The organism is Allobosea sp. P2_B12 (genome assembly GCF_056404835.1).
Genome location: NZ_JBFUDG010000011.1, coordinates 60,957 through 73,325, shown reverse-complemented (window position 1 = coordinate 73,325; position 12,369 = coordinate 60,957). Strand labels below are relative to the sequence as shown.

The 12,369-nt window shown below is 66.4% G+C and carries 10 protein-coding genes and 1 pseudogene; 6 read left to right on the top strand and 5 right to left on the bottom strand.

Annotated features, from left to right (window positions below):
- The first annotated feature begins 70 nt into the window (after positions 1–70).
- From AC1DYU_RS21625 to AC1DYU_RS21610, 4 genes are read left to right on the top strand one after another with little or no spacing between them, the layout of a single operon-like run.
- The gene (locus tag AC1DYU_RS21625; RefSeq protein WP_476793483.1) at positions 71–1,261 is read left to right on the top strand and encodes an acyl-CoA dehydrogenase family protein; all 1,191 of its coding nucleotides are present in this window, start codon (positions 71–73) and stop codon (positions 1,259–1,261) included.
- A gap of 5 nt (positions 1,262–1,266) precedes the next feature.
- Positions 1,267–2,187, top strand: a complete 921-nt coding sequence (locus AC1DYU_RS21620; protein ID WP_476793419.1) for an amino acid--[acyl-carrier-protein] ligase — start codon at positions 1,267–1,269, stop codon at positions 2,185–2,187.
- A gap of 5 nt (positions 2,188–2,192) precedes the next feature.
- Complete coding sequence (locus AC1DYU_RS21615; protein WP_476793418.1) at positions 2,193–3,212, top strand: DUF1839 family protein; 1,020 nt, start codon at positions 2,193–2,195, stop codon at positions 3,210–3,212.
- 6 nt (positions 3,213–3,218) lie between these two features.
- Complete coding sequence (locus AC1DYU_RS21610) at positions 3,219–5,714, top strand: glycoside hydrolase family 2 protein (RefSeq protein ID WP_476793417.1); 2,496 nt, start codon at positions 3,219–3,221, stop codon at positions 5,712–5,714.
- A gap of 25 nt (positions 5,715–5,739) precedes the next feature.
- On the opposite strand, the gene AC1DYU_RS21605 is transcribed toward AC1DYU_RS21610, so the two are convergent.
- The 4 genes and pseudogenes from AC1DYU_RS21605 to AC1DYU_RS21590 all read right to left on the bottom strand — a co-directional run bounded on the left by AC1DYU_RS21605 (position 5,740) and on the right by AC1DYU_RS21590 (position 10,076).
- A complete protein-coding gene (locus AC1DYU_RS21605; protein WP_476793416.1) occupies positions 5,740–7,422 on the bottom strand; it encodes a FoF1 ATP synthase subunit a in 1,683 nt (560 codons plus the stop codon).
- Positions 7,423–7,901: 479 nt separating this feature from the next.
- Positions 7,902–8,027 (bottom strand): annotated as a pseudogene (locus AC1DYU_RS21600) (periplasmic nitrate reductase, NapE protein); the annotation flags it as partial.
- Positions 8,028–8,241: 214 nt separating this feature from the next.
- A complete protein-coding gene (locus tag AC1DYU_RS21595; protein WP_476793482.1) occupies positions 8,242–9,423 on the bottom strand; it encodes an NnrS family protein in 1,182 nt (393 codons plus the stop codon).
- A 197-nt stretch (positions 9,424–9,620) separates the two neighbouring features.
- A complete protein-coding gene (locus AC1DYU_RS21590) occupies positions 9,621–10,076 on the bottom strand; it encodes a pseudoazurin (RefSeq protein WP_476793415.1) in 456 nt (151 codons plus the stop codon).
- A gap of 162 nt (positions 10,077–10,238) precedes the next feature.
- Here AC1DYU_RS21590 and AC1DYU_RS21585 point away from each other — a divergent pair, with 162 nt between their 5' ends.
- Entirely contained in the window at positions 10,239–10,472 is a 234-nt protein-coding gene (locus AC1DYU_RS21585) for an NnrS family protein (RefSeq protein ID WP_476793481.1), read from the top strand.
- A 44-nt stretch (positions 10,473–10,516) separates the two neighbouring features.
- Entirely contained in the window at positions 10,517–10,669 is a 153-nt protein-coding gene (locus AC1DYU_RS21580; protein WP_476793414.1) for a hypothetical protein, read from the top strand.
- Here AC1DYU_RS21580 and hemN read toward each other — a convergent pair.
- Positions 10,666–12,009: an oxygen-independent coproporphyrinogen III oxidase gene (gene hemN, locus AC1DYU_RS21575; protein WP_476793413.1), complete on the bottom strand. Its 1,344-nt coding sequence runs from the start codon at positions 12,007–12,009 to the stop codon at positions 10,666–10,668. The genes AC1DYU_RS21580 and hemN overlap by 4 nt on opposite strands.
- Between the last annotated feature and the right edge of the window lie 360 nt (positions 12,010–12,369).

The window sequence follows — 12,369 nt, the reverse complement described above, 5'->3', positions numbered from 1 at the left end:
GCCGGCCGCCAGCCGTCCGGCGACTGAACCGCAGCCGAAGGCGTCGATTGAAAGCAGGCAGCGCCCTGTCCTGGTCGATCTCGGTGCGCGCGCAGAGTCCGAAAAGGCCATGATCGCCAGGGCCCGTGCTGTCGCAAGGATCGCGGCCGAGCATGCCGCCGACGTCGATGCCAAGGCGCGCTTCCCGCAGGAGGCCTTCGAAGCGCTGCGGACGCAACGTCTTCTCGGCATCATGATCCCGGCAGCCCATGGCGGCGAGCAGGCGAGCCTCGCCACCATCGCCGAGATCGGGTCAATCCTGGCCCAGGGCTGCTCCTCGACCGGCATGATCTACGCAATGCACCAGATCAAGGTGTCGAGCCTCGTGGTCCATTGCGGCGCGGACACCTGGCATCGCGGCTTCATGGCACGGATCGCCGATGAGCAGTTCCTGCTCGCTTCGGCCACGACCGAAGGCGGCGGCGTCGGCGGTGACCTGCGCAGCAGCGTCTGCGGCGTCATGCGCGACGGCGAGGACTTCACCCTCGAAAAGGAGGGCTGCCTGATCTCCTATGGCGCGCAGGCCGATGCCATCCTGATCACGGCCCGCCGCACGCCCGAAGCGCCGCCCTCCGACCAGGTCATGGCGGTCGTGACCCGCGACCAGTATCGGCTGGAGCGCAGCGCTGTCTGGGACACGATGGGCATGCGCGGTACCTGTTCCGACAATTTCACCTTTGCCGGCCGCGCCCCCGCGCAACAGATCATTCCGACGCCCTTCGCCGAGATCGCGGCGCAATCCATGCTCGCCCATGCCCATCTGCTTTGGGCCGGCGTCTGGTACGGCATTGCCGCCGAGGCCGTCGCCCGTGCCGAGAGCTTCGTGCGCGGCGAGGCCCGCAAGCGCCCGGGCACGACACCGCCGAGTGCCCTGCGCCTGGCCGAGCTGCTCGCCCGTCTGCAGCAGTTCAAGGCGCTGGTCGTCGCGGGGCTCGACCGCTATGAGCGCGCCCGTGACGACGCCGACGAACTCTCCTCGATGGGCTTCGTCGTGGCGATGAACAGCATCAAGATCGCCGCCTCGCAGAGCGTCGGCGAGATCGTCAGCCAGGCCTTCCTGATCTGCGGCATCCAGGGCTATCGCAACGACAGCCCGTCGAGCCTGGCCCGCCTCATGCGGGACGCGCTCTCGGCGCCGATCATGATCAACAACGACCGAATCCTCGGAAATACTTCCAATTTGCTGGCCGTGTACAAGCACGATTCCAGCCTGTCCCGGTGATCTGAATGTGCCAGAATTGCGAACAGCAGCAGGGTTTCCTTGCTGAGCTCATCGACAGTGGCCTGCTGATCGACACCGGCGTCGACGGTCTCTATGGCCGTAGCGGCCTGTTCGAGGAGGTCGTGGCCCGCTTCGATGACCTGATCACGCGCTATGGCGGCCAGGACGGGGCCGAGGTCGCGCGCTTTCCGCCGGCGATGAACCGCAAGCATTTCGAGAAGAGCGGCTATCTCAAGAGCTTCCCGCAGCTCGCGGGCACCGTGCACGCCTTCGAGGGTGACGAGCGGGCTCATGCCGAACTGCTTCACAACGTCACCGACGGTGTGGACTGGACGGTCGGCCAGAAGTCCACCGACATCGTGCTCACCCCGGCTGCCTGCTATGTGCTCTACCCCGTCGTCGCCAAGCGCGGCCCGGTCGGCAAGGGCGGCGCGCTGTTCGACCTGCAGTCGTACTGCTTCAGGCACGAGCCCTCCAAGGATCCGGCCCGCATGCAGCTCTTCCGGATGCGCGAGTATGTGCGCTTCGGCACGCCCGACCAGGTCACCGAGTTCCGTGCGACCTGGCTGGAGCGTGGCCAAACGATGATGGCCTCGCTGGGGATGCCGCTGCATGTCGATGTCGCCAATGATCCGTTCTTTGGCCGCGCGGGGCGCATGCTCGCCAACAACCAGCGCGACCAGCGCCTGAAATTCGAACTCCTGATCCCGATCGAAAGCGTCGAGAAGCCGACCGCCTGCCTCTCGTTCAATTACCACCAGGACCATTTCGGCACGACCTGGGGCATCAAGACGGAAGACGGCGAGACCGCGCATACGGCCTGCGTCGGCTTCGGCATGGAGCGCGTCGCGCTGGCGCTGTTCAAGCATCATGGCTTCGACGTCCACGCCTGGCCGACGGCTGTGCGCGCCGTTCTCTGGCCATAAGCACCATGACCGTCCACGCCACGATGGGCCGCCCCGTCGTCCCAGCGGGTCCGGAGCCGCTTCTGCCGGGCGATCCGCTGGCTTATCGCCGGCATGCGATGCATTCCGGCGATCGACACTGGCCGCAGACGAACTGCTATGCCGATCTCTGGATCGAAATCCTTCATGCGCTTGGCACCGAGCCTGCGGCCGCCTTCGGCTTCACCGTCGCGCAGGATTTCGAAGGCGACCAGTTCACCTTCTTCAAGCCACCGCTCGACGATCTCGAAGCCCTCTACGGCCTGCGCGTCACGGAGCTTGCGCTTTATGACGACCTGATCGGCCATCTCGAGCAGCAGATCGCTCGGCGTCGTCTGGTGCTGATCGAGCTTGATTCCTTCTACATGCCCGACACGCAGGGCGTCTCCTATCGCGCCAGCCACGGCAAGACCACGATCGCGGTCAACCGCCTCGACCGCGCAGGCCGCGCGCTCGACTATTTCCACAATGACGGGCTGCACCGCGCCCTGGGCGAGGATTTCGACGGGCTCCTGCGCCTTCTGCCGGGCCAGATGCGCGAGGACACGCTGTTCCCCTATGCGGAGATGGTGCACCTGCCCGAGCATCCGCCTGGCGATGCGGACCTGCGAGCGACCGCGCTCGCGCTGCTGTCACGCCATGTCCGGAGGCGGCCGAAAGCCAACCCGGTTTCAGCCTTTCGCGCGGTCGCGACCGCACAGGCGCAGGTTCTCTCCGAGCGGCCGGGCGAGGTCTTCCATCTCTACGCGTTCAACACGCTGCGCCAGCTCGGCGCCAATTTCGAGCTGCTGGCGACCCATCTCGAATGGCTGGGGACCACGCTGGACGGACTCGGCGATGCGAGAGAGGCAGCGCTTCGGATCGCCGAAGGCGCGAAGATCGCCCAGTTCCACCTGGCGCGGGCGGTGAAGCAGAAGCGCTTTGAGCGTTTCGATGCGAGCCTGGCGGGTCTCGCCTCGGAACATGACGTCGTCAGCGAGGCGCTTGCCCGCCGCTTCGCGGCCTGAACGCGGATGGCCCGCATCGTCGCGCGCCAGGCTGAGAGCGCCGAGGCGATCGGGAACTGGAGTTGGCTGGCGACGGCGGCCGATGCCGTTGTGGCTCCTCTCGATCTGCCGCGCGACGGTGACTGGCAGCCGGCGGTCGCCCCCGGCACGGTCGCCGGCACCTTGCGTGCACTCGGGCGCCTGACGGATGCGACGGCGGAGGCTGTCGGCGGGCAGGACCATTGGTACGTGACCCGGCTCGACCGGGCGCTGAACGGCGAACTGCGTTTCGAGGGGTTGGCGAGCTGGACCGAGATCTGGATCGACGGCGCGCTCGCTGCCGAGAGTCGTTCCATGTTCCAGCCGCTTGCGCTGTCCGTCGAGGCGCCGGCAGGGACCGAGATTGCGCTGTGCTTCCGCGCGCTCGTGCCCAAGCTCGCCGCCGCGCCGCGCCGCTCGCGCTGGCGCCCGGCGATGATCCAGCCGAACGGCCTGCGCTGGTTCCGCACGACGGCACTGGGCTCGGTGCCGGGCTGGTGCCCGCCGGGGCTGCCGACCGGGCCGTTCCGGCAGGTACAACGGGTCGAGATCGACAAAGCGGCTGCAGTCGTCGCAGGCATCGATCTGCGCACGGCCTATGACGGTGAGGCCGGCACGGTCGCGCTCACGGTTCGCCTCGCGAAACAGGCCGGGGACGTCCCGTCACGCGCGGTGATGCGATGCGCCACAGGCGAGGCGGCTCTGGACCCGACTGCGCCGGACACGCTGTCGGGCACGCTCCGACTGCCTGGCATCGCGCCGTGGTTCCCGCACACCCATGGCGAACCTGCCCTGCATGCGCTGACCCTCCATCTCGGTGATGAAACCATCGATCTCGGCCGCATCGGCTTCCGCTCGCTGGAGGTCGATCGCGGTGCGGATGGCGAGGGTTTCGGTCTCGTCGTCAATGGCGTGCCCGTCTTCTGCCGCGGCGCCTGCTGGAGCAGCGCCGATGTCGTCACGCTCGCCAGCGGACGCGAGGTGTATGAGCCCTGGCTGAAGCTCGCCCGCGACGCCGGCATGAACATGATCCGCGTGCCGGGTGTCATGGCTTATGAAGACGATGCCTTCTTCGCGCTCTGCGACGAACTCGGCATCATGGTCTGGCAGGAGATGATGCTGGCCAATTTCGACTACCCGCAGGGCGACGCCGCTTTCCGCGACGCGATCCGGGCGGAAGCTGAAACGCTGCTCGACCGGACGCAGGGCTTGCCGAGCCTCGTCGTTCTCTGCGGGGGCAGCGAGGTCTTCCAGCAGGCGGCAATGCTGGGCGCGCCCCCCGCTGCGTGGTCGGGCCCCGTCTTCGACGACATCCTTCCCGAAGTCGTGTCGCGGCTGCGGCCCGATATCGTCTATGTGCCGAATTCGCCTTCGGGCGGTGCCCTGCCGTTCGTCGCCGACAAGGGTGTCACCCATTACTACGGCGTGGGCGCTTATCTGCGCGGCCTCGACGACGCGCGCCGCGCCCATGTTCGGTTCGCTGCGGAAAGCCTCGCCTTCGCCAACGTTCCCGAAGAGGTCTCGCTCGCCTCCGGCCATCCGCCGGCGCTGACGCATCACCCGGACTGGAAACGTGGGGTGCCGCGCGATCTCGGCGCATCCTGGGATTTCGAGGACGTGCGCAACCATTATCTCGGCGTGCTCTACGGGCTGGACCCGGAGCGGTTGCGGCGGGAGGACCCGGAACGCTATCTGACGCTCTCTCGCGCGACCTCCGCGGAGGTGATGGAGCAGACGTTCGCGGAATGGCGCCGGCCGGGTTCGCCGACATCAGGCGCGCTGGTCTGGCTGCTGCAGGATCTCGCGCCTGGCGCGGGCTGGGGCGTCATCGCCAGCGATGGCGAACCGAAGGCTGCGTGGCACGGGCTCGCGCGTGCCTTCCGTCCGGTCCAGGTCATGATGACCGACGAGGGCGTCAACGGACTGGCGATTCATCTGATCAACGAGCGCCCGGTCCCGCTCTCGGCGCATCTCGAACTGACCTGCTGGCGCGACGGCCAGGTCGCGGTCGTGAAGGTGTCGCGCGCGGTCGCGCTCCAAGCGCATGGCAGCGCCAGCCTCTCGGCCTTCGATCTCCTGGGCCGCTTTTTCGACATCTCCTATGCCTACCGCTTCGGCCCGCCCGGCCATGACGCGACTACTGCCGTGCTGCGCGACGAGGCCGGGACCGTTCTGGCCGAAGCGTTCCATTTCCCGCTCGGACGTGGCCATGAACGCCACGAACTCGGTCTGCGTGCCGCGCTCGAACGAGATGGAGAGGGCTGGAGCCTTGCGATCTCCTGCCGGCGCCTGGCGCAGTCGGTCCATATCGTCGATGCCGACTGGCGGCCCGAAGAGAGCTGGTTCCACCTTGCTCCCGGCGTGCCCAAACGCGTCCGCCTGAAGCCCCGTGGCGAGAACCCGACGCGGCCGAACGGCGAGGTCCGAGCTGCAAATGCCGTTGAGCGGGTCCTCTATGCGCCTGTGGATGGCGGCTCCGAGTAGCATCCTCCCGGAAGACAGCAGAGCGTCACGGCTTCAGATACATCTCCCAGCATGGCGAGAGCGCGATACGCTGGCGCCCCTCCAGGGCCGGTGCAAAATGCGCCGCAACCATCGCCCGGATGACCGTAGGCGGGCATGTCGGCTTGAGGATCGCGTCCGTACCGTTCAGCGCAGCCAGCGCCTCTTTCGTCAGCGGCGGCGTCGTGCGCATCGGATCGATGCCGATCGCCACATCGCGCGGAGGCGCGCGGTCGAGAAGCCGGTTCAACGCATCGACGACATCCAGCGTGAAGACGCCCTTCAGCCGGCGGCCGGCCGAGGCCTCCCAGGCGCGGATCGCGACCAGTCCCTGCTGGAGTTCAAGGAGCCAGGTCGCCTGATGGTCAATCTGCGACGGCAGCAGATGCGAGGGCATTTGGCCGCGTGTCACGAGATCGCGGTAGCTGGCCTGTTGCGCGGCATAATGCTCCAGCATGATCGGTGCACGCTCGCTGATCTCGGCGTTGGCGCTGACCTGACCAAGGGGGCCGAGATCGCGGAGGTCAAGTTGGTCATAGACAGGGGCGGCCAGCGTGGCTCTGGCACTGCGCTGAATGAAGGCGCCCGTATTCGGCAGCACCACGGCCAGGCACAGCAGGAGTACGATGTTGCCGAGCACGTCGCGCCGTGCCTGCCAATCGACCATGATCAGCAAAACCACCGGCCAGAGACCGATGAATTCGAGCGATCCGGTGTTCTGGGTCTCGAACACCGTGATCGCGACCAGAACGATTGCGAGCCAGCCGAGCCGCGAATCGGCGAAGGCTCGAATGCCCGATCCCGACAGGCGACTGGGCTCGCGCGATGCGGCATAGGCCAGGGCGCCCAAGAGCAGCATGCAGGGCGCGACCACGTCGAAATTGAGGGAGGCGACCGTCAGGAAACGTCTCGACAGCGAATCGCTGTTGAGCTGGAGCAGCGTCAGGATATCGTCGAGATAGGCTCGCACCATGCCGGTGGCCAGATCGAGCGCGACGAGCGGCACGAGCATTAGCGTTGCAGCCAGGACGGCATCGCGGAGACGCAGCCGGCCCGCCAGTACGGCATAGCCGACCAGCAGCGCCCCGCTGACGGCCCCGGTGACCTTCACCAGAAACAGCGCCAGCATCAGCCACGCTACGAGACCGACGAGGAGCCGCCGGTCCCTCACGAAGATCAGCGTCGCGACGAGCACATAGAGCAGCAGCGCGACATGGCGGTTATAATGCCCGTAGCCGTCGAATCCCGAGATGGCGTAGATCGACTGAATGTTGATCGGCACCGACGCGAACAGCAGGAACGGCAGCAGCAGCGCGAGCGCCTGGTGGCGCGACCGGGATGCCGCATGTTCGGTCAGCACGGCCATCGCCGGCAACAGCACGGGCAGCAATGCCCAATTGACCAGAAGCATCGGTTGCGCCCGCGGGAACATGCTGTCCAACCATGCGGCAAGGTAGTAGCCGAGCGGCCCCACCGGCGCGAAGAAGTCACTGCTCGGCGTCTGCCCCATCTGAATGCGGTGGATGGCGTCGTAGTAGACCAGCGTGTCCCAGTTGTTGGGGCCGAGAGGCAAAACCAGCGGCAGGCTCAGCAGGGCGGCGGCGACGACTCCAAAGACGATGATCATGCCCGATGGGAAGCCCGACGCCGCACGCCGCTTTTCCGTCCTGCTCGCTTGATCAGTCGTCATCTTCGCCCGTCCTTCGAGCCAAGTTTAGCTGCAACCGCTTACCAAATTGTCCGGAATCGCGAGATGGCGACGACATCATCGCATGCGCGGATCGCGCCGAGGCGTCTTCAAACATGAATTTGGATCAGCGTCCGGCTGATCAAGCCGTGTCAGGCTATGTCTAGCACCGTCTTGTCATCCCGGTCAGCGCGCCTGGATACTGGCGAGACAGGACCGCAAGGCTCGCTCTGGCCCGTGCTAGGGAGTGCTCAGGCGGTCGGGGCCTTCGACCACTGAATCTGCTGTGTGCCGACGGGAAAGTTGACGTTTGCTGCCAAAGCGGCGACCCCGGCGCGGGCCGTGACCACGGCGCTGGCGATGTAGAGGAGCCAGGAGCCCGCCGAGCCGGTCCCGGTCAGGCGGCGCGCCGGGCGCGATGCGCCCTCTGATGAAGTCGCGTCTATTGATCTCGCCGTCTCGGGCCGTCATGGCTGGCATCCTCAATGGACAGGTGGGCCGGGCGGTCCGAAGACGACCTGCCACATCCAGACGAGGAAGCTATACCCGCCGACGACGCCAACCGCGATGATCGGCCAGATCAGGACCGCCAGGACGAGAAATGCCAGTCGTGCCGGCTATGTCCGGAGAACCGCTCCGCCGAGCGGTCGCGCGGCCCAAACGTCCACTGATCTGAAAGCGTCTGTTGCAAAAGGACGGGCCTCTGCGGGCGGCAAAGCCCGGATCCACGCCAAGCCCTGATGGCCGCACCCGATCAGTACATGATGCAGCGCCACGCGAATTTCACATGGCACTAGCGCAGACAGCAGCATGCAGGCGGCCCTAACGCCCCAGGCGCGGCTGGGTCAGGAGACGCCAATACGCCAGGGCGAATCCAAGGAACGCTGCCGCCCAGGCAAGGCCGGCGACATGCAGCAAACCCAGGCTCCACGCCGGATGGAGCGAGGCGCAGATGCGAGCCAGTGCCGAGAGGACGATCAAGGCATAGATCGCCTGGACCGGGCCGCTCGCGGCAAGGGGGCGCCCCGTATGTCCGAGGCTCGACCGGGACATGACCGCGAGCGTCATGGTGCCGATGGCGCCGCCTGTCCAGGCGTGGATGCCGGCGGCCGCAGGCAACAGACCAAGTGATGCCAGGCCGACCAGCAGGAAGCCGAGCGGCACGAACGCGTAGGCGACGTGGAGGATGAGAACCAGCCGCTCTCGCCAGGTCCGGTATCCAGCCCAGCGCGCCAGCCGCACGGCCTGAAGGACCCCCGAGGCGATCAGAGCCGCACCCGTTGCGGCCCCGTGCGGAACGCTGATCCACGCAAGGAGAGCAGCCCCAGCGCAAACCATCGAGGCGATGTCGAAATGGCTGGAGGATGCGGGCAGCCGCCCGGGGTTCTCCCGGACCAGCCAATTGCGCGTAAAGCTCGGCACGATGCGGCCGCCGATCAGCATCACCAGCAGGATGGTCGCCGCGATGCCGAGCCGGATGCCGTAGTCGGCGGCGCCGTGCATGTAGGCTTCGAGGTGGAACATCGCGTTGCCGCCGAAGAGCACCGCCACCACGATCAGCACCTTCAGGTTCCGCCAGTTCTTCCCGTAGACGATCTCGCGCCCGGCCGCCGCGGCAACGAGGAGCAGGAAGGACAGATCGATCACTGCCGCCGGAAGCCAGCCGATCCAGACGGATCCGGTCACAGCCAGGCGGCCGAGAATCCAGGCGACGACGAGGACGAGCAGCGGCTTGCCCTGCAGCGGCAACCGTCCCGTCCAGTTGGGGATCGCCGTCAGAAGGAAACCCGTCACGACGGCCGGAAGATAGCCGTAGAGCATCTCGTGGATATGCCAGTCGCGGGCTGAGAAGAGGGTCGAGACTTCAAGCTCTCCATGGAACATCGGCAGCCATGCCAGAACAGCCAGGCCGGCATAGATCGAGCCCAGGAGGAAGAACGGTCGGAAGCCATAGGAGAGGATCGTCGGTCCGACATAGTCGCGCAGGCGGGGGATCGGAGCCATCATCATCCTCCATAAGATGGAAAGAAGACTTCGGCGGCGCTCGCTGAGCGACCGTTTTCCGTCCTCTGGGCTGTGCCACAGCGTCACCGCGACGAGGTTGCGGACGAAGCTTGTTCCTCACCTGGCACAGGCGCGCTCCAGACGAAGCGCGCCGCCGCAACGGGGTGGTCGCGGCGGCGCAATGTGAGGTGCGAAGGTTACTTTGATGCAACGGACATCGTGGCGAGCTTGTCGAAGAGTGTCGCGAATGCCTGCTTCGCCTTGCCGGGGTGTGTCGCCGCCTTGGCCTGGTCGAGGTTTCCCGCGTCGCCGACGACGACCATGCCGACCATGCCCATTCCATAATGCGGCTTGCACTTGTAGCCGTAGACGCCAGGCTTATCGAAGGCGATGATGACCTCTTCGTTGATCTTGCCGACGAACGCCTTTGCGCCTTCCGGCAGCATCGTCTCAACGGTCTCGACGTTATGCCCCTTGTCGGAGGCCACGAATTTCACGGTGTCGCCGGGGGCGATCTTCACGAGCGCTGGCTCGAACACCATGACGCCCGCGGTTCCCTTGTTGAGCATCTTGACCTCGACTTCGGCCGCCTGCGCCAGGCCGGCCATTCCAAGGGCCGCCACGAAGCCTCCAAGCATCATCATCTTGCGCATTGCTGTCTCCTGTTTCGATGCAAAATTGGCGAGCCGCATCGAAGCTCTCGGGGAGCGTGATACGCCTCGGGCTCGGTCAGCTGTTTGATTTTGCGCAAAGAGAGCCGGTTTTCCCGTCGCAGCGCCCGATCAGGCTCCGTTAGCGCGGGCTAAAGTCGCGTCATCCCATGGCCGACAAGAGCGGCCGCCGGCTTGCTTGCGCTATATCTCGCCCATGGCTGGTTGCCGGCAGGCTTCGCGCTCCTTTTCCTCCATCAGGCCGGCCTCGGCTCGTTCGGCGAAAGCGCTGCGATCCATGCCTGGTCGGTCGGAGCGGTCGGCCTGATGTGCCTTGCTGTCATGGCGAGCATGGTCCGCCGGCAAACGCGCCGCCCCTTCCGAACGGCCGGACGCTGACAGCGGCACTGGCCTGCGGCGCCACGGCGGTTCCGGCGAGGCTCATGGCAGAGGTCGCGAGCCGCATCTGGCTGCTGCCGGCCGCGGCATGCTGGCTCGGCGCCTTCCTGCTCTTTTTCCTGGCTTTCCGCGCGGAGCTGCTACGGCCGCTCGAACTGGTCGCGAAGCCCGGTGGACCGGCCCCGGGCGGACGCTAGACTGCCCGGCTGAATTGCCGGCCGGCTTGGTCGAGATGCGCATCGAAGGCGGAAGCGACCTTGCGGACGAACAGGCGCGCATTCTCCGGGAGCAGCACGCGGCTGCCATCGAAGCTGATCAGCCCGGCGCGCGAAAGGTCCTCGAGCTTGCCTAGAGACGAAGCGAGGACCCGCCGATCGACTGGATGCTGATCGCAGACGGCATCGATGTCGACCGCGAGATCGCACATCACCCGCTCGATCAGCTCTGCACGCAGGCGGTCCTCGGCCGTCAGGCGATAGCCCTTGCCCGTGGGTAGGCCACCATCGGCGACGCGCTCGGCATAGCGTCCGATCACCACGTCGTTCTGGACATAGCCTTGCGGCAGTCGCCCGATCGCCGAGGCGCCGAGGCCGATCAGCGCCTCGCAGCGATCGGTCGTGTAGCCCTGGAAATTGCGATGGAGCCGGCCCTGCGACAACGCCCTCGCCATCGCATCGGTGGGCCTGGCGAAATGGTCGAGCCCGACGCGGACGTAGCCAGCTGCGACGAGCTGCTGCGCCATCGTCTCCGCCTGCTCATGCCGCGCCTGGCCGTCCGGCAGGTCGGATGTCGCGATGCGGCGTTGATGCTTCTTGAACTCCGGTACATGGGCGTAGCCGAAGATCGAGAACCGGTCCGGGCGCATGGCAAGGCATTGCTCGATCGTTTCGCGGCAGGATTCGAGCGTCTGCTTCGGCAGCCCGTAGATCAGGTCGAAGCTGACCTCCGCGATGCCGGCGGCGCGCAGCCCTGAGACGACCGTCGCGGTCTGCTCGACGCCCTGGATGCGGTTGATCGCCTTCTGCACGACAGGGTCGAAGCTCTGCACGCCGAGGCTGGCGCGATTGACCCCGGCCTCAGCCAACGCGGCGGTCATGCCGGCTCCGAGCCGGCGCGGATCGATCTCGACCGCGATCTCCGCCTGCGGATGTACGGCAAGATGCTGCCGCAGCAACGCGACGAGCCCGACGAAATCCGCCGGTTCGAGGATGGTCGGGGTGCCGCCGCCGAAATGGATATGGCGCACGTCGAGCGGCGCCGAAAGCTGCCCTGCCACCAACGCGATCTCGCTGCGCAGCACCGCCAGGTAATCAATGATTGGGCCGTCGCGCAGCGCGACCGTAGTGTGACAGCCGCAATACCAGCACATCGAGCGGCAGAAGGGCACATGCAGATAGAGCGATGCCGTCGTGCCGGCTGCCAGCGACCTCAGCCAGCCCGCATAGATCCCGGCGTCTACCCCGGCGTTGAAGTGCGGTGCCGTCGGATAGCTGGTGTAGCGTGGAAGCCGCTCATCCGCGTAAGGCGCGCTCTGCATCGATAGCTCCGAAAGCCGATTTTCCGGCGCACCTCGTACCCTGCATCGCAGCCCCGTTCTTTGATCGAGTGCAAACCGGAGGAATCGTTCTGTGCCTGGTCCGCGCGGTCAGGAGCCGTCGCATTCCGGCGTTGGGCGAAACCCCGGCGGGCCTCAGCCGGGAGCGCGAAGCCGGTAGCAGGGCAGAGCCAGACTCTCGTCATCCGGGCAGTCCTGCGAGGGGATTTTCCGCGATCTGCGCCGTGCTCCCGATATCGAACCGTGTGGAAGCTCGCATTGCGGCAACCCGGCATGATTCCTCATCCTGTTTGCGCGACGGCAAAGAGGGGAGGCGCAGACGGCGGCATGGTTCGAGTCCTC

Excerpts from the sequence above, each read along its gene's own strand:
- AC1DYU_RS21595 (WP_476793482.1), bottom strand. The coding sequence starts at position 9,423 with ATGGCTCCGATCCCCCGCCTGCGCGACTATGTCGGACCGACGATCCTC.
- hemN (WP_476793413.1), bottom strand. The coding sequence starts at position 12,009 with ATGCAGAGCGCGCCTTACGCGGATGAGCGGCTTCCACGCTACACCAGC.
- AC1DYU_RS21615 (WP_476793418.1), top strand. The coding sequence starts at position 2,193 with ATGACCGTCCACGCCACGATGGGCCGCCCCGTCGTCCCAGCGGGTCCG.
- AC1DYU_RS21580 (WP_476793414.1), top strand. The coding sequence starts at position 10,517 with ATGGCAGAGGTCGCGAGCCGCATCTGGCTGCTGCCGGCCGCGGCATGC.
- AC1DYU_RS21605 (WP_476793416.1), bottom strand. The coding sequence starts at position 7,422 with ATGACGACTGATCAAGCGAGCAGGACGGAAAAGCGGCGTGCGGCGTCG.
- AC1DYU_RS21590 (WP_476793415.1), bottom strand. The coding sequence starts at position 10,076 with ATGCGCAAGATGATGATGCTTGGAGGCTTCGTGGCGGCCCTTGGAATG.
- AC1DYU_RS21610 (WP_476793417.1), top strand. The coding sequence starts at position 3,219 with ATGGCCCGCATCGTCGCGCGCCAGGCTGAGAGCGCCGAGGCGATCGGG.
- AC1DYU_RS21620 (WP_476793419.1), top strand. The coding sequence starts at position 1,267 with ATGTGCCAGAATTGCGAACAGCAGCAGGGTTTCCTTGCTGAGCTCATC.